At 68.5% G+C, this 15,945-nt stretch carries 16 protein-coding genes and 2 pseudogenes; 11 read left to right on the top strand and 7 right to left on the bottom strand.

Annotation, left to right across the window (positions count from 1 at the left end):
- Window positions 1-7 precede the first annotated feature (7 nt).
- Together ACFYXM_RS27870 and ACFYXM_RS27865 are read left to right on the top strand one after the other, a co-directional pair.
- Entirely contained in the window at window positions 8-493 is a 486-nt protein-coding gene (locus ACFYXM_RS27870) for a single-stranded DNA-binding protein (protein WP_389293379.1), read from the top strand.
- Between the two features lie 659 nt (window positions 494-1,152).
- On the top strand, window positions 1,153-1,437 hold the full coding sequence (locus ACFYXM_RS27865) for a hypothetical protein (RefSeq protein WP_389293377.1): 285 nt from the start codon (window positions 1,153-1,155) through the stop codon (window positions 1,435-1,437).
- A gap of 16 nt (window positions 1,438-1,453) precedes the next feature.
- Here the strand turns inward: ACFYXM_RS27865 and ACFYXM_RS27860 are convergent, their stop codons facing one another.
- Window positions 1,454-1,687 (bottom strand): hypothetical protein, encoded by a 234-nt coding sequence (locus ACFYXM_RS27860; RefSeq protein WP_389293375.1) that lies wholly within the window; start codon window positions 1,685-1,687, stop codon window positions 1,454-1,456.
- Window positions 1,688-2,303: 616 nt separating this feature from the next.
- Here ACFYXM_RS27860 and ACFYXM_RS27855 point away from each other — a divergent pair.
- The 4 genes and pseudogenes from ACFYXM_RS27855 to ACFYXM_RS27840 form a co-directional block, all read left to right on the top strand.
- The gene (locus ACFYXM_RS27855) at window positions 2,304-3,155 is read left to right on the top strand and encodes a hypothetical protein (RefSeq protein WP_389293373.1); all 852 of its coding nucleotides are present in this window, start codon (window positions 2,304-2,306) and stop codon (window positions 3,153-3,155) included.
- On the top strand, window positions 3,152-3,721 hold the full coding sequence (locus ACFYXM_RS27850) for a hypothetical protein (protein ID WP_389293371.1): 570 nt from the start codon (window positions 3,152-3,154) through the stop codon (window positions 3,719-3,721). The genes ACFYXM_RS27855 and ACFYXM_RS27850 overlap by 4 nt, the downstream gene beginning before the upstream one ends.
- Before the next feature lie 615 nt (window positions 3,722-4,336).
- Window positions 4,337-4,715: pseudogene (locus ACFYXM_RS27845) on the top strand (transposase); the annotation flags it as partial.
- Window positions 4,716-4,788: 73 nt separating this feature from the next.
- A pseudogene (locus ACFYXM_RS27840) lies at window positions 4,789-5,334 on the top strand (IS5 family transposase); the annotation flags it as partial.
- A 569-nt stretch (window positions 5,335-5,903) separates the two neighbouring features.
- On the opposite strand, the gene ACFYXM_RS27835 reads toward ACFYXM_RS27840, so the two are convergent.
- The 5 genes from ACFYXM_RS27835 to ACFYXM_RS27815 form a co-directional block, all read right to left on the bottom strand.
- Entirely contained in the window at window positions 5,904-7,910 is a 2,007-nt protein-coding gene (locus tag ACFYXM_RS27835) for a hypothetical protein (protein ID WP_389293369.1), read from the bottom strand.
- 216 nt (window positions 7,911-8,126) lie between these two features.
- The gene (locus tag ACFYXM_RS27830; RefSeq protein ID WP_389293367.1) at window positions 8,127-8,495 is read right to left on the bottom strand and encodes a hypothetical protein; all 369 of its coding nucleotides are present in this window, start codon (window positions 8,493-8,495) and stop codon (window positions 8,127-8,129) included.
- Between the two features lie 60 nt (window positions 8,496-8,555).
- Window positions 8,556-9,011 (bottom strand): hypothetical protein, encoded by a 456-nt coding sequence (locus tag ACFYXM_RS27825; protein WP_389293366.1) that lies wholly within the window; start codon window positions 9,009-9,011, stop codon window positions 8,556-8,558.
- A 168-nt stretch (window positions 9,012-9,179) separates the two neighbouring features.
- On the bottom strand, window positions 9,180-9,548 hold the full coding sequence (locus ACFYXM_RS27820; protein ID WP_389293364.1) for a glycosyltransferase family 2 protein: 369 nt from the start codon (window positions 9,546-9,548) through the stop codon (window positions 9,180-9,182).
- Between the two features lie 400 nt (window positions 9,549-9,948).
- On the bottom strand, window positions 9,949-10,293 hold the full coding sequence (locus ACFYXM_RS27815; RefSeq protein ID WP_351866868.1) for an SH3 domain-containing protein: 345 nt from the start codon (window positions 10,291-10,293) through the stop codon (window positions 9,949-9,951).
- 387 nt (window positions 10,294-10,680) lie between these two features.
- Between ACFYXM_RS27815 and ACFYXM_RS27810 the strand changes: the two genes are divergently transcribed.
- From ACFYXM_RS27810 to ACFYXM_RS27800, 3 genes are all read left to right on the top strand, one after another.
- Window positions 10,681-11,520: a hypothetical protein gene (locus ACFYXM_RS27810; protein WP_389293361.1), complete on the top strand. Its 840-nt coding sequence runs from the start codon at window positions 10,681-10,683 to the stop codon at window positions 11,518-11,520.
- A 1,016-nt stretch (window positions 11,521-12,536) separates the two neighbouring features.
- On the top strand, window positions 12,537-13,778 hold the full coding sequence (locus tag ACFYXM_RS27805) for an MFS transporter (RefSeq protein WP_389293359.1): 1,242 nt from the start codon (window positions 12,537-12,539) through the stop codon (window positions 13,776-13,778).
- A 36-nt stretch (window positions 13,779-13,814) separates the two neighbouring features.
- Window positions 13,815-14,042 carry a hypothetical protein gene (locus ACFYXM_RS27800; protein WP_389293358.1) on the top strand — a complete coding sequence of 76 codons (228 nt, stop codon included), beginning with the start codon at window positions 13,815-13,817 and terminating at the stop codon, window positions 14,040-14,042.
- Between the two features lie 50 nt (window positions 14,043-14,092).
- Here the strand turns inward: ACFYXM_RS27800 and ACFYXM_RS27795 are convergent, their stop codons facing one another.
- Entirely contained in the window at window positions 14,093-14,524 is a 432-nt protein-coding gene (locus ACFYXM_RS27795; protein ID WP_389293356.1) for a hypothetical protein, read from the bottom strand.
- Window positions 14,525-14,808: 284 nt separating this feature from the next.
- Between ACFYXM_RS27795 and ACFYXM_RS27790 the strand changes: the two genes are divergently transcribed.
- Entirely contained in the window at window positions 14,809-15,249 is a 441-nt protein-coding gene (locus ACFYXM_RS27790; RefSeq protein ID WP_389293354.1) for an SsgA family sporulation/cell division regulator, read from the top strand.
- 332 nt (window positions 15,250-15,581) lie between these two features.
- Complete coding sequence (locus ACFYXM_RS27785) at window positions 15,582-15,881, top strand: transposase (protein ID WP_389293352.1); 300 nt, start codon at window positions 15,582-15,584, stop codon at window positions 15,879-15,881.
- Window positions 15,882-15,945: the final 64 nt, after the last annotated feature.

The following is a 15,945-nucleotide window of genomic DNA, read 5'->3' as shown; positions in this document are numbered from 1 at the left end:
AAGCTGCATGGCAGGCGAGACCGTCATCACGGTCGTCGGCAATCTCATCGACGACCCCGAGCTGCGCTTCACCCCGTCCGGTGCGGCAGTCGCGAAGTTCCGTGTCGCGTCCACTCCCCGCATCTTCGACCGGCAGACCAACGAGTGGAAGGACGGCGAAGGCCTGTTCCTCACCTGCTCGGTCTGGCGGCAGGCAGCGGAGAACGTCGCCGAGTCGCTCCAGCGAGGCATGCGCGTCGTCGTGCAGGGCCGGCTGAAGCAGCGGTCGTACGAGGACCGCGAGGGCATCAAGCGCACGGTCTACGAGCTGGACGTCGAGGAAGTCGGCCCCAGCCTCAAGAACGCCACGGCCAAGGTCACCAAGACCACCGGGACCGGCACCGGCCGGGAGGACTTCGACAACGCCCGCCAGGCGACCAAGGCGGGCGGGCCGCCGGTCGAGAACCCATGGGCAACCAACTCGGCGGCCACCGACGAGGAACCACCGTTCTAACGACTCCGTGGCCGACCGCAGCCTGCCCCCGAAGTCGGGGGCAGGCTGCGGTCGTGCCGGTGCCGGACACAGGGAACACCCTGCCGTGGACGTGTCCACCGCACTGACACGGCTGCTCGTGAACGACTGATCTAACCGGAACCGAGCGACCGAACGCTGGCCTACTCGGCGCTGCGAACGCGCGACGGCGGCGAGAACCTCGTAGGGTCGCGGTGCCCGCTTTGACAGGACAGCGGTCACGGACGGCCCCCGCTCGTTCGCACGCCACGGGGGCCGTCCACCGCATCTCCGGACGTCATACGGGTTGAGCGCGTGCGTCGACCCTTCCGCTGCGTCGTCTGACCCGGACGGCTTCACCAAGTGGCGGTCGCGTCCGCCACCGCGGTCAGCCGGTGCACCGATCCGGCGCGTGCGCCCTGGACGCGAGCGATAGTCCCTACGCTGGCGCCAGCGCAGAGCACGCACCGCGCGGACCTGCCACCGGCTCCCACGCAGCGACGGCACACGTGGTCGAAGGCCCGCCGGCCAAGAGACCGGCACCGGGAATCCCGGCAGGGCCCGTGAGCTTGTGCCGTACAAGAACTGCGAACCGGACCCCAGCCTGTACGGGCTCTTCGACTTCAATCTGCTCGAGAACGGACTCCCGGCCGACGGCTGCGGTGACGCTGCGTCTGGAGCACCCGGGCACCTGCCCCTTCGTGCCGAGCTGGATAGCCGTCCGCGCGTGCCACTGCATCCGCCCGGACGAGCCCGCCGGGCACGGGCACTTCTTCCTCGGCGCCGTCGACCTCACCTACAAATGGGCGGCCCCTGCCCGCGACCGCGGCCAGGTACTGCTCCTCGTCGGTCCTGTCGGGCCGCATACCTCCCTTGACGGTCTCGACCTCGAGGACGACGAGACCGTCCTCGCCCTTCTCGAAGATGGTCTCGCCCGCGGCAGCTAATGTCCGGCCGACGTCTTCACAGCCAGGCATGCCCGCCTGGCGAAGCCCCGGGGGCCGGGGCCCAGCAATCGGCTCCGGCTACCCGACTGCCACAGCTAACGGGGGCCTCCGGCCTGGCTGGCGGGTGCAGCTCCCGGCGCAGCGCACCGTCGGCGAAGTAGGAGACCAGCGTGGCCGCCAGGGATTCCAGCCCGCTGAGCTCCTTTGGCAGCGGTTCGGGGCCGTCGTAGCGGGGCGGGGTCGACAGCATCTGCTTCGGCAGAGCCCGGCGCCGGATGCGGGTGCCAGCCGCCTTTTCCCACGCCGTATGCACCACCCGGTCGACCCGCGATAGACCGGCACCGAGCGGGCGTCCCGACCGCTACCCCGCTCCGGCCGGTCTCGGCGGGCGCAGTGACGGCCTCCACGACGGCGTCGTCGAACAGGTCGTCGGCCAGCGAGGCGGCGTACCCGCGCAGCACCGCGTACGCGTACGCCCGAATCGCCGGCTCCAGCGCAGCCCTGGCCCGCGCCGGCGCCGTCGGGGCAGGGCCGCCGGACAAGGACTGCACCAGGGGCCCCGCGCAGAGCGCCGCCCGAAGAACCCGTCTGTCCGGCTGCGTTCCCTTTCATACGATGTCCGGCGGGAAGCGTGGGGTCTTGCTGTGGAGACGACCGTGGCCAAGACCGGCGGCCTCAAGGACCAGGCCCGAAAGATCGCTCGGTGCCGACGACGACGAAGGGGCACATCTGCGCCACGTGTGTGATGCCGCTTGACGACCTTAAGGGTGTCGTCACTGCGTTGTCTGTGGTCGCGGTGGGGTGTCCGCTTCGCTCGGCACAGTGCTACCTGCATCGTGTTCAGCGGCAGACCCTCGGAGATCACCATGGAGCATACGTCCGACACTAGCCTTGAGAAGGCGACCGAGTCGGGGACCGGCGCTATCACAGGCGTCGTCGTCGACGACCCGGGAACACCCTGCACTCCGGAGTACGCACGGACCCTGACAGAACGCGCCCTGCATCTGGCCGACGAGCTGGACGGCACGATGACGGAGATCGTCCGTGTGAAGGCGTGGGAGCCCTTGGGCTACCGAGACCCGCGTGAGTACGTACTCAAGGAGTTCACCAACTCCTCCCGAGCTCACCGCTACCGACTGGCGCGCTTCGCCGCCTTCGCCCACCAGCTGACCGAACGGCTCGGTGACGACGCCCTGGAGCTGCAACTGACCGAGCGCGCCCTGCGCCAGGTCGCTCCGAGCCGTGACACCGAAGTGATCAATGCCCTGGAGAGCCGCCTGGCCGATGCCGACAGCCCGGAGGAAATGGACGAGGCGGTGAACGAGACGCTCCGTGCGCACTCTCGAAACGCGCCGCCGGAGGAGGACATGTGGGCCGGCGAGGACGAGCCCCAGGCCCGGCAGGGCGGTGCAGCCCCCGCCTCGCGGCGCGACGACAACGAGGGCTGGGGCGCTGATACCGACTTCGACGCTGACGGCTTCGACGAGCCGCAAGAGCCTGTCCAGCCTGCCGTCGCACCCCCGAGCAAGGCCGCTCTGGCGGAAGCCGACCGCTACGAGGAGTTCCTGCGCGCGATGCGTGTGATCGCCGCGACGGGCGGAGAGCTCCCTGGCATCCTCGACAACGCCGATGAGCCGGAGGAGAAGGAACTGATGGAGCTGGCCCAGAAGGTGAGCGGGGTCGCCGCAGCCACGGAGGAAGCACTCAGCGCTCTGTGACCGAGGGCGACGAGCACCAGACCCTGCGGACGGTGGAAGGCGCCGAGGCGGTTCTCGCGAGAGATTCGCTTCAGCCAGCTACCGCCCGAAGCTGTGGCCCTCACCCCGCCCCAGCCTCGGAGGACCTCGTGCTCACGGCCCGCCACGCTCGCCCCCGCCGCATCACAGCTCAGCAGTTCACCCTTGCTCTGGCGTCGAGCGACGTCGTGCGGGAGATCCAGGTGGCCACGGGCCTGGTGCACCGCTACGAGGCATACGGCCTGAGCCGAAGCAGCGCCGGTTGGATAGCAGAGGACCACCTGCGTCGTGCGCTGTCGCAGCTCCAGCAGTTGGTGGACACCTACGTTGCCGGAGCGCGCACGTGGGCGGGCCGAGCGTGGCGACGCCGCCAGACGCGCGACGCGCTGGAGAGCATGAGCGAGGCGCTGTGGTTCACCAGGCGGATGCAGGAATGGCCGTCGCTCGAGCTGTTCTGGCCGCCCGCCCTCTTCTACCGCAGCGTCAGGCCCACCGTGCTCGATCAGGCCATGCTGCTGCTCGATGAAGCGGAGCTCACGGCCGCGTGACGGCACCTACGGCACGGCCGAACCGACGAGATCCGAACCAGAGGAGGGACTGTGCTTCAAGACCGCGCTCGACTTGGCGCTAATGGGATCACTCAGCCGGTGCCAGCTCCTCTCTACCAGGCTGACTACCTGAAGCTGCTCGGCGCCGGCATCCTCATCGACCGCCGCGGTCTCGCCATGGGCACCGTGGCGTGCGGCTGGTCGTGCGGTGGTCTCACCGACGGCTTCACGTGTCCGCTGAGCCTGAGCTGCCCTCTGTGCCACGTCCAGCCGTCCCAGCGATGCCGCAGACCGAGCGGACATGAGGCAGACCCACACATTGGCCGGCTTCATGAGGCTGGAGCGATCGACCGGCAGCGTGAGGAACGTGGTGACCCAACGCTGCCAGCCCCTTGGCCTGCGGAATGATTCAGCAGGCACCACCGCCCGGGCTGCAGTCAGACCAGTGAGTTCGCCTCGTTCAGGCCGTCTGGCGAGTGCAGCGCCCGGTAGAGAGCGCGTTCGGCGCGACCTTGGTTCCAGGCGTGCGTACGTGCGTCTAGGGCCTGTCCTGAGTCGTGATCAAGGCGTGAGATGCCTCTTCCGTTGATCGTTCGCGGCGGGTAGGAATCTGGTATGGCGCGTACTGAACTCACTGACGATGAACGGGAGTTGATCGGGCCGTTCCTGCCGATAGGCAGGTCCGGCCCGTATCCGGAGCATCTGCGGGAGCAGTTTGAGGGCGTGATCTGGAAGTTCCGCTCGGGCAGCCAGTGGCGGGAGATGCCGTCGGAGTTCGGGGTCTGGCAGACCGTCTACAACCGCTTCCTCCAGTGGCGCGACGCCGGTGTCTTCGAGGCTCTGATGGACGGGATGATCGCGGAGGCGGCCCGGCGCGGGCAGACGGACTTGTCCTTGGTCAGCGTGGATTCCACGGTCGCCCGTGCCCATCAGGACGCTGCGGGCATGCGGGTGGGCGAGGAGGTCCTGAAGTCCCTGGAAGAGGCCGCCGAGGCGTCAAAGGGGGCCGCGGGAAGGAACGAAAGCCGCAGGTCGCGGGCGAACAGGACGAGCCCGCCCCGGACCGGGAGGAACGACGGAGCATCCGGCAGCGACACCGGGCCCGGCTGAAGGCCGCCCTGCTCGGGCGCTCGCGCGGCGGCCTGACCAGTAAGGTTCATCTCGCCTCCGACCCTCACTGCCGCCCGCTCGCCTTCATCCTGACCGAGGGGCAGGCCGCCGACAGCCCCCGGTTCGTCCCGGTCCTGGACAAGATCAAGATCCGTGGCCCGGTCGGCCGCCCGCGCACCCGTCCCGACGCGGTCGCCGGGGACAAGGCATACTCCTCCCGCGCCAACCGCGCCCATCTGCGCAAACGGAACATCAAGGCGGTCATCCCGGAGAAGGCCGACCAGGCCGCGAACCGGAAGAAGAAGGGAAGCCGAGGCGGACGGCCTCTCTCCCACGACGCTGAGCTCTACAAAGACCGCAACAGCGTTGAACGCTGCATCAACAAGATCAAGGCGTGGCGCGGCCTCGCGACCCGCTACGACAAGACACCCGAGAGCTACCTCGCCGGCCTCCACCTGCGCGGGGCGGTGATCTGGATACGCAGCCTCCGCCCCACACCTTGATCACGACTCAGGACAGGCCCTAACTCCGCCTGATCGCGGTAACCCGCGTCGGCTGTCCACTGGTCATCGTGGTCGCGCCGGTGGTAGACGACCACGGGCAGCAGTTCCCCGGCACTGCGGCCCGTGACCCCCATGACATAGGTGTAATCCTCACCCTTGTGCAACCCGCCATGGCCTACGGCCCGAGCGAGCTGGGTGTCGGTGAGAAGCATGCAGTGCCCCAACGGGGGCTTGCTGCCAGTGGCTGTCGGCCAGTACGTCCAGACGTCTCCGGGCTCGTGCCTTCCGACTGGGGTCGGGCACATCCACGTCTCCATGCCTCCGTCGGCCCGCCAGTCGGCGGACCAGCCGGCGACCCATCGGAGCCCACTGTCCATGGCGGGGTCATACCGCACAGCGAGCGAGCGCTCGGGCAGCCGATCGTCGTTAGTCGCGGCAACGGCCGTGTCCCACAGGGACGGCGTCGCTTTACGGGGCGGCAGCCGAACGGTGCTGCAAGAGGCGCACTTGGGGCGGGGTGTCGCATTCTGCGGGGCAGGGGGTCCAGTGCTGTGGTTGACATCACATCCTCAGCTACTCCAGTTCTGGAGGTGGGCAGTCCAGGTCCGGGCGGCCAGGTGGCGCCACTGCTCGGCGGTGATGAGGTGTATCCCGAGCTTGGCGGACAGCTCGGCGGGCGGCAGGTCCATCGCCGCGTTCATCAGGGCGGAGGCTCGGGCGGGCTTGATGGTGATGCCGTGGGCGTTGAGCAGCGCGGTGACAGATGCGGCGCTCCGGTGCCGCATGCGGTTGCGGGCGTTGGGAAACAGCCAGCGGGAGGTGACGCGCTCCCCGGTGACCGGGTCCCTGTTCTCGACAGCGGCCAGGCCGGCGATCAGCTGGGCCAGCGGCGGCGGCAGAAGGACGGGGGCCTCGCCCAGGACCAGGTAGCTACTGCCCTCGCGGTGCTGGAGGCAGTCGCGGCGCAGGGCCACGATTCGAGTGACGTGTTGTCCGTACAGGAGCACCAGCGCGCCGGCGACTCGGGCTTCGAGTACGAGAGCCTCGTCTTGCAGGCACTGCTGGAGCAGCTCCCAGTGGGAGCGGGCGACCATGCCGACCGGGTCGGGCTTGTCGCGATGGGGGACGAGGAGGGGCTGCGCGCGACCGTCCTGCGCGGCCCACACGAGGAAGTCGCGTACGTTGTGGCGCGTGCTGGTCCCTTCGGCGAGCCACTGGTCCACGTCGTCCTGAGCGAGCCGGTCCAGAGTGATGCTGCGCTCGTGTGCCCAGGTCAGCAGGTCTACTGCCGAGACCATGCGGGCGATGGCCCAGTCGGCGACGTACTCCGTGCTCGGCCGCTCGCGGCTGCGGAGGCGGGGCAGGACAGACCTGTAGCCGTAGGTGTGCAGGAGGACGGCGAGTCGTGGGTGCGCGCCGATGATCTGGGCGAAGCGGCGCTCGACGCTGGCGGTGTGCTCGTCGCGAGGTGGAAGGACTCCTGCGTCGACCAGGACGTCGCGGAGGTAGCCGATGGCGTCTCCTCGGCCCGGTTCCCGGCAGGCGACGTCGAGTGCTTCGTGGGTGATGCGTTGTCCGCCGGCGACGAGCTCCGGCAGCAGCCGCGCGGACGCGGAGTGCTTCAGCCAGGAGCGGGCGGCCCGCGGCTGTCCGCTGCTCTGGAGCCGGTCGCGAAGGAGCGACAGCTGGGCATGGGGCGTGGCGGGAAGCGCGTCGAAGTAGTCCGCCGCCTGGTCGTCGAACGCACACTGCTCGCAGAGCCCGCCGGCCACTGAGTCCGCCGGGTTCGCACAGCGGGAGCACGCGTAGTCGGTCTCCACTCCGCTGCACGGACCGCAGGCCGGCTTGCCGTCGACCCTTCCGATCAGGGCGCGCGGGCGCTCGCACACCGAGCAGGGAACCGGGTTGATGCGGACCTGCATGTAGCAGTTCGCGCATACCGGGCCGACCGGCCAACGAGCCTGGATCTTGGAGGAGGCCCCGCACAGCGCGCAGCTGGCGGTCGGTCGTGGGCGGCAGGTGTCGCACAGCGACCGGCCGTCGGCTCGTGACTGTCTGCAGAGCCGGAGCTGGCCGCACGACGCGCACGCCGTCTTCTCCTTCGTCTGGTTGCGGGCGCGCGCGTAGCAGGCGGAGCAAAGTCCCTGGGCCGGCAGGGGCTTCGTCCTCGAGCACTCCCGGCAGACTCCGACCGCAGCGGCGTACGCCAGGGCGCCCGCACAGCCGCCGCATACGCGCCCGCCCTCCACCACCTTGACCAGCGCCCGGATCCTGCCGCAGCGGTGGCACGCCGGCACTCGGACGCGGTCGAACCCGGCGGCGGCCAAGGAGTGAGTCAGTCGCTGAACGGGCGGCGGCGCCAACGAGCTTCCGCTGACCAGCGCGTCCCGGTACTCGTCCAGGTGATCGTGGACCCCTCGGCACGTTCTCCCGCTCATGGCCGAGACGATCTCTTCGGCCTGAGCGCGCCCCAGCTCCGGCAGAGCCGCCGTAATCTGCTCGACCACGGCGGCGAACAGCGGAGAAGGCACGGCGCCCGTGCTCTTCTTACCGCGGCGCTCCTGAGCAACTGCCATGACGTCGAGCAACCCCCGACCTGGTGCGGCTACCGGCCATCAGCCCTGGTGCTCGTACGCGTCATCGTCATCCCAGCCGACTTCGCGGTCCTCATCACGCACCAGGTCCTCCCCCTGCTTCCGCTCGTCGCGCATGGGGGCCATCATGCCGCTGACCACTGACAACCGTCAGACGGCCACCGGCCTCGGCGGAGCAGGGGCCGGTGACGGCGAGCGTCAGAACTGGTCGACGAGGTCAATGTCCTTGACCAGCCACTGCCACTTCTGCTGGTCGACGTTCCACGCGGCACGGACGATCTGGCTGCCGTCCTTCGCCTTCTGTCGTGCCTCGTTCAGTGCCTGCACGAACTCCAGGTGGAAGCCGGACGGCAGGGGATCGCGCTTGTCGAACCGTGCCGACCACTCCACGAGCGAGATCGGGGCCTGCTGGCCCGCCCACCGGGCGACGACCCGCTCCTTCTCCCACCGGACCCTGCTGATGGCGTCGGCGCGGATCAACTCCCGCTCGTCCTCATCCGTCGGATTCGTCAGCACCCGGACGTCGGCCCCGGCTCCCCTCCTCGTGCTCGTCTTCTTCTCGTTCATGATGGCCAGCCGCACCGACACCAATGACGTTGCGGTCCGCTGTGCAGCACGCGCGCCAGGTCATCCCTCGCGCGCCGTCTGAGGGTGTCCATCGGGCGCGGCCGGCAGGAAGAACCGGCCGTCATCTCCGTAGAGAGCCGCCAGCAGTACCGCCGCGGCGGCGGTGTCGCTGGGCTTGGCCCGAGCCGCGTCGTGCGGGGCCAGGATCCACTCGTGCAGCTCGGCGGTCGCCCTGCCCCAAGGGCCGTTCTCCCGGTCATGGAACGCCACGGTGCGCAGTCCGGCGACCACCTGCTTGTGCCCGACCGCGACAAGGCTCTCCTGCAACGGGGCATGGAGCTGGACCGACCACTCCTCCGGCTTCCACGGCTTGCCGGTAGAGGGGGCTTTCCGGCCCTCTTCCTTCCACTGCTCCAGCAGGGCGTAGGTGGCGAACTCGTCGCCGTCGTCGAGGAACGGCAGCAGCCGAAGAGCCTGCTCGACCAGCAAGCAGGTGTCCTGCTCATCAATGAACATCCATCCGCCCCTTCACCTCGCGGCCGGGCACACCCGGCCGGTGGTCGATGGCCGAGAGGCCGACGTTCTGCTGGCGCATGCAGGTCCCTCACTGTTGCGGACGCGAAAGGATCAGTGTCACCCGCCCCGCGGCCGCTCACCGCAGGATCAGCGAAGTTGGCTGATCCGCTACCAGCCGGCGCACCATCCCAGGCCGTGGGCGCGCGCGTGGTCGAGCCGGAGAGACAACGATCCTTCCGGCAGGAAGTCGTCATCGTCAGCCGTGGTGCACCAGGCGGTCGTGACCTCGTTCAACGCGAAGTTCCGGGCGGCGCCGGCACCGACGGCGCGGGGTAGCGGCACGGCGACGACGCGGGGGTCTTCCCGCAGGACCGCGGGCAGCTCCGAGAGCGGTACACCGTCCAACGCCAGGACCCACTGGAACGGGACGCCCTGCCCCTGAAGGCTGGCGTACAACTCCAACAGGTAGGGGACTCGCTCCGCGCGCAACCGGGTCGGGGTTATGACAGCGACTTCGGCGGTGTCGGAATGGGTCACAGCGGCAATTTCCTTACGTTTGCGGGAACGGCGTCGGCAGCTGTACCGACTCGTCCTCGTCTTGGTCCGAACCGGACCAGCGCAGGACCAGGAGGTCCTCGCGCTCTGTGGTCCGCTGGGGGCGGGCCCAGGGCGCCGCCTGCTTCCATCCGCTGCTGTCCAATACGCGGGGAAGATCACACCGAGGCCGTAGTGGGCGGCCAAGGGCGGTCGGTTCACGGAATGTGTCTCCTTCCGAGGCTCCGCAGGGGGCGTGGAGGACTCAGGTGGCGTTTCAAGGGAATCGGTGGGACTTGGCCGTGTTGGTATGGGTGGCCCTGGCGCTCTCGCGCCAGGGCCACCCATGGCGTGACGGCCGGAACGGCACCTTCAGGGGCGGTTGCCGCGCCCGGTGGTGCGGTCAGTCCAGTTGCATCGGCACCGAGATGTAGTAGGCGCTGATCCATCCGGTCTTGCCCGAGTTGGCCCCGCTGCGGACCTTGATGTGGGCCCAGGTGCCGCTCTTTGCGTAGCAGGCCACCGTGATCTTGGTGTCGGTGCGCAGCAGGCCCAGGGACGTGTAGCTGGTGCTCGGGCCGTTGCGGAGGTGGACGGTGGTTGAGGTCCAGGCGGTGTAGTCGGCCACGTTCTTGGTGCACGCGGTGGAGCCGACTGCGGATGCGGGAGCGGCGAGGGCGGTGGCTCCACCGAGCATGAGGGCTGTGACTGCGGTGGCGGTCGCGGCCCGGCGGGTCAGAGGTCGCATGGATTACTTCCTTCGTTGTCGAGAGACGGCACTATTCGGCTGACGCGCGAGGCACCCTCGGCGGCGCGCGAGCCTCTGGGGGGCGTCGAAGAGGCACCGGTGGGACCTGTGCCAGCACTGCGAGCCCCGCTGGGTGGGGCGGAAGCTGTGAACTGCTCATGTCCTGAACGTATGAAGCAGAGCGGACAGGCTCTTCTGCGGCCGATTGCTGTGTCGAGCCGCTGACGATGAGGCCCGACAGGTCAGCGGTCACCGCCCGGGCGCGCGGGCGATGCCGCAGGGAATGCGCTTCGAGGGAGGTGTCCGCTTCCGTTCCTACTGTGCGTCTCGTTGGAGATCGTCGATCCGCGGCGGCCTGCCAACGTGCGATGAAGGGCAACGAGACGCATGAGTAAGAGGAATACGACGCCGCGCCGGCGCATGATGCGGGTGGCCTCGGCCGCCGTCATGGCAGTCGGCGTGCTGGGCGTCGCCACCACGGGTGCCTCGGCCGCAGAGGTGAGCGCTACGGCGCAGGTGAAGGCCGATGCGGCCGGGGACGAGGTAGGGGCCAAGGCGGACGGGAAGACGGTCGTGACGCCCGCGGACGACCCGACCGATCCGGGCACGGACCCGGGCACGGACCCCGGCACCGATCCCGGTACGGACCCCGGCACCGATCCCGGTACGGACCCGGGCACGGACCCCGGCACCGATCCCGGTACGGACCCGGGCACGGACCCGGGCACGGACCCCGGCACGGACCCGGGCACGGACCCCGGCACCGATCCGGGCACGGACCCCGGCACCGATCCGGGCACGGACCCCGGCACCGATCCCGGCACCGATCCCGGTACGGACCCGGGCACGGACCCCACTCCAGATCCGGACCCGAAGCCGGACCCGAAGCCCGACCCGAAGCCCGACCCCACCCCTGACCCGGGCTCGAACCCTGGGGGTGGTGACGAGTCGACGCCGGGCTCAGGGGCGGGCGGCCCGACGGGCGAGGCAGACGGCAACGGCACGACCGAAGCCAGCTCACCCGGGACGAGCAAGGTGTCCGACACCACGCAGAACGTGGCGGACAGCAAGCCGAGTGGGTCGCTCGCCCACACCGGCGCGGAGGGCAATACCCGGCTCGGCCTGGCTGCGGGCGGGCTGCTCGCGGCCGGTATGGCAGCCCTCGGAGTCGCTGGCATCAGCAAGCGCCGCGCCGCGAGCCGCGTCGGTAAGCCCAACCCCCGGTGACACCCGGGGGTGGCGGTGTCAGGGCCCGTAGGCCCTGACACCGCCACCCCTCCTTCTGACCTCCGTATGACTATTCCGGCTCACTGGTCACGCCATGAAAGAGGAGACGTAGTGTCACCAGCCCAGCCAGACGACCGGCGGCAGCAACATGCCCCGGGCGCACGCTCCTCCGCTCAAAGGCGAGTCCGTCAGCAGCCGCTCTCACCACCACCGACCTGGAAGAACGTCTTCCTCGAGCCGCAGTACGACCCCGCGATTCAGCAGGAGATCGACGCAGACCTTGAGCTGGAACAAGAACCCGTCCACCCACGAAGGCGAGGCGGCCGGAGCTGACCACCCGCACTTGCGCCCCGACAGCCCCCATGTAGCGCAGCAGGTCCCGCAGCGTCGCCGCCTCGGGCGTCAGCTTCTCCCGGAGGCACCACCGCAGGTGGTCCACCAGGGAGTACGCGTACGTCTTCTGCGTTCCCGATCCCTCGTACAACCGGAGGAAGTCATCAGCCTCGTCATGGACGGACCCGTCAGCACGCAAGATCGTGTACGACCGACCCCCTCCCGCATGAGTCAGGACCTGCACCCGCGGGTCACCAGAGGCTGGGCTCCACAACCTGCAGTTCACCCCCCGTCAGGCCAACAACAGCGAGCTTGCCCAGCTCACCAGCAGCGCAACGGCTGGCTGTACGCCCCAGCCGTCACAGGCCGCACCGGCTACCTGTCAACTCGACATAGCCGCGCTGAAGACCTTCACCCGTCGTCTGAAACGGCTGTCCGACGTGCCCGTCGTCACCGGGGTCGGCGTATCAACCCCTGCCGAACAGGTCGCTCCCCACGTCGCCGGTGTCGTGGTCGGCTCCCCCATCGTCAGGTGCCTGCTACGACGCCCCGACAGGACCGGCGCTGCAGCAGCCGCCGAACCGCCGCGTTATTCGCGGAGTCCATCCGCACTTCCGCGCTGCCCTGACCAGCCCGGCCTCGGCGTGACACTCCGCACAAGGAATTTGACCTTTGGAGCAGCTGTGCCTTCTGCCGTCGCATCGCCGCAGGCCAACCCTGGAACACCGGCCGCGGACCGCCGATGGCCACCCATCATCTGGGCAGCCCTCATCGGGACCTTCGCCATCCGCGCCTGCGGGTTCGCCTATCCCTTTCTGCCCTACCACGCCAACAACCTCGGCTTCTCTGCACAGATGACCGGCTGGATCGTGGCCGACTTCGGCGTCGGCGGACTCATAGGCCAGGTCGGCGGAGGGTGGCTGTCCGACCGTATCGGCCCGCGCGCGACCCTCACTTATGCCATGGCCACAGCCACGGTGACCTTGCCGGTGCTGGCGCAAGTGCGCTCCGCGGGAGGTCTCATCGTCGCCGCCTTCCTCACCGGCGTGGTGTACGACGCTGCCCGGCCAGTGATCACCGCGCTCATCGATGACACCTTCCCCACCAAGGAACAGCAGGTACTGGTCAGCGGCTGGAGACACTTCAGCGTCAACGTGGGCGCAGCCCTCACCGGGTCACTGGGGGGCTACCTCGCCACCGCCGCAGGACTGCCAGCGCTGTTCTGGATCAACGCGGTCGCCTGCGCAGCGTTCGGGCTCGCCGCCGTACTCCTGCTCCCGCCGTACACCCGTCGCACCAACCCAAGGAAGACCCGGGCCGGCTACGCCCACGCGCTGCGAGACACACGTATGTGGCTGCTTTCCCTGGCCAGCCTCTGTGCGCTCGTCTGCGCCGGCAGCGTCTTCACGGCGTTGCCGATTCTGATGAGCTCGGACAGCCTGGACGCGGCCGCGTACGGCTGGACGCAGGTAGCGAATGCGGCCGCAGTCCTGGCCCTGTCCCCGTTCATGACCCCATGGCTCAGCAGACGCGCCGATCACGACAAGCCCATGACTGGCTTGCTGGCCCTCAGTTCCCTCCTCCTGGGCGCCGGGGTGGGCCTGGCCGGACTGGCCGACTCCACGATCGGCTACTGCGTCGCCGCAGCCGCCGCCGTCCCGGGCGAGATCATCCTCTTTATCGCGGCTGGAGACCTCGTCAGTCGCCTCGCCCCGCCTGGAGCACACGGGCGTTACGCCGGCCTATGGGGCAGCAACCTCGCCCTGGCGGTCATCGCCGCGCCCCTTCTCGCCGCGTGGTCCCTGAGCCACGGAGGAGGAGTGGTCGCGATGTGGATGATCTGCGGTGTGGGGGCGCTCGGGGCTGTCCTGTGCTGGCCTTTGCACTTCAGCATCCGTACGACAGGCAAATACCTCACCCCTTGATCACACTCGTAAGCCGTCCAGACTGAGCCCCGGGCAATGCTGAGCGAGCTGGCTATCTTCGCGTGGTGCTTCTCCCACGGGCGACTGCGCCGTTTCGCCGGCGAGCCGTGGTGCACCGCCACTTTGGCACGCCTGCCCGGCGCAACAGAGCAGAAGGCTGTGGCCGCCAAGTTGGAACAGTTCGACGACGCGACGTTTCTTCACCAGCTACCTGGTGACCAGTACCTCGCCATTATCCCGGATCGGAGCGATTGCGCTGCCTGAACTGCACCGCCGAGCACCCGCAGATGAGACACTGCTTCGCCTTTCCAGTCTCAGAATGTCAGCAAAAGTCCCAGCGCCATAACTGCCGCGATGACCCCGGCGACGATGATCCGAGTACTCGAATCGGTCGACCGCCACCACCGGTCTGCCGTCGGCCACCCCGAGGCTCTCACTGCCTTGCCGCCGATCCGCCTCCCAAGCGGCTTCCGCTCAGCGGTATCAGGCTCAAGGCAGTCGAGATCACCAACCCCGTTGTCCTGAACCGCAGCGAGCTCGGCGAGAAGCTCGTCCAGCAGCTCCGGACTCAGTTCGAGATGCAGCTCCAACCGGTCATTCCCCAGTACGAGAGTTGGGAAGGGGCGGCTCTCTTCCACGCTGGTGACCAAGCTCCAATCCGCGTAGTCAGCCTGTATGTGACCTGCGGGCGCTGTCGGCTCGACCTTCGTGGTTTCAGCGGGCGAAGGAACGCAGTCGGCGGACATGATCGTGACCTCCTCGTTTGGCCACCGTGGTGGTGGCTTTGGCGCATGCTCACCGATCAACCGGACACTCCCCTGCCCATGACGGCCACCGAGCGCCTCTCGAGTCAGTGAGGCAAACGGTGCCAGAGCAACGCCTTCTACGGGTTGTCCGGTCTGGTCCGTACGTTGCATGCCTGGACCCCGCATAGGCCGACACCCTTGGCGAGCTGAGATTCGCCGCAGCAACACGCCTTGGCGGTCCTGGCTGGAAACTCCTGCCATTCACCACCGAGGAGACCAATTTGATGAACAATGAGGTGCAGGATCCTGTCAGCGCGGCCTTCGCGATGAGGCTCCGCATGCCGCAGCCCTACCCCTGCGTTCTTGTTACGGCGTTCCTGTACTACTCGCGGCGGGATCCGTACGCCGTGCGTATGACCTTCCGGTTGAGTACCGGAGACCGGCCTGTTGTGTGGAACATAGGGCGAGACCTGCTACGCGATGGCCTCACCCGCTTGGCAGGTGAGGGCGATGTGCAGGTCGGCCCTGATCCTACTGAGCCCCACGCAATCTTCATCCGTCTCCGGGTCGACGGCGACAGCTCGATCTTGATGGCCCAACGCCAGCCGGTCGTAGACTTTCTCCAGCGCTCGGCCGAAATTGTCCCGTACGGGCGAGAGATGGCCGTGACCGGTGTGCAAACGAGCTTGGACACCGAACTCACCCGCATTCTGGCCAGCTCCTAGTAGTGCTTGGTCAGGTTGGTGTGAGGTATGTCGCGGCGCTGCTCACCCTGAAGCCGAAGCCCACCCGATGACCGTCACCACCAGCTCGTCCCTGGACGGTTACCCCACCCGCCCAGCTGGATCGGCAGGGGCCCCGTCGGGGCCCCTGCCGATCCATGGCCAAGGCGAGTGCCCGCACACAGCGAAATTCGCCGGTAGCGTTCACACCGGCATCCGGCCTGCGGCGGTGCTGGGCGAGGTCCTCTGGGACGACCCACCGACCCCATGAAGCTTCCCCTTGATCGTGGACACCTGGAGACTGGGACCTGAGGTTCCAGAGGAAGTAGCACCAGGTGGGAAGCAAATACACGAAGCGGTACACCGAGGAGTTCAAGCGGGACGCGATCGCGCTCGTCGACTCCTCGGGCAAGACGGTCACCGCCGTCGCCCGGGAACTCGGCATCAGCTCCGAGTCCCTGCGTGGTTGGTACCGCAAGGCCAGGGCAGACCGGGGCGAGGGCGCCCCCGGCGAGCTGACCAGCGCCGAGCGCGAGGAATTGCGACGGCTGCGCAAGGAGAACCGTGAACAGCAGCAGACGATCGAGATCCTGAAAAAAGCGACCGCCTTCTTCGTGAAGGAGAACGACCGGTGAGCGAGCTGTACCGGTTCATCCATGCGGAGAAGGCGAACTACCCGATCGTTCTACTTTGCCGGGT

Origin of the sequence: Streptomyces sp. NPDC002476, assembly GCF_042889785.1 — a bacterium.
Classification (GTDB): Bacteria; Actinomycetota; Actinomycetes; order Streptomycetales; family Streptomycetaceae; genus Streptomyces.
Note: the sequence above shows the minus strand (reverse complement) of the source record. Positions and strands in the feature narration are given on the sequence as shown.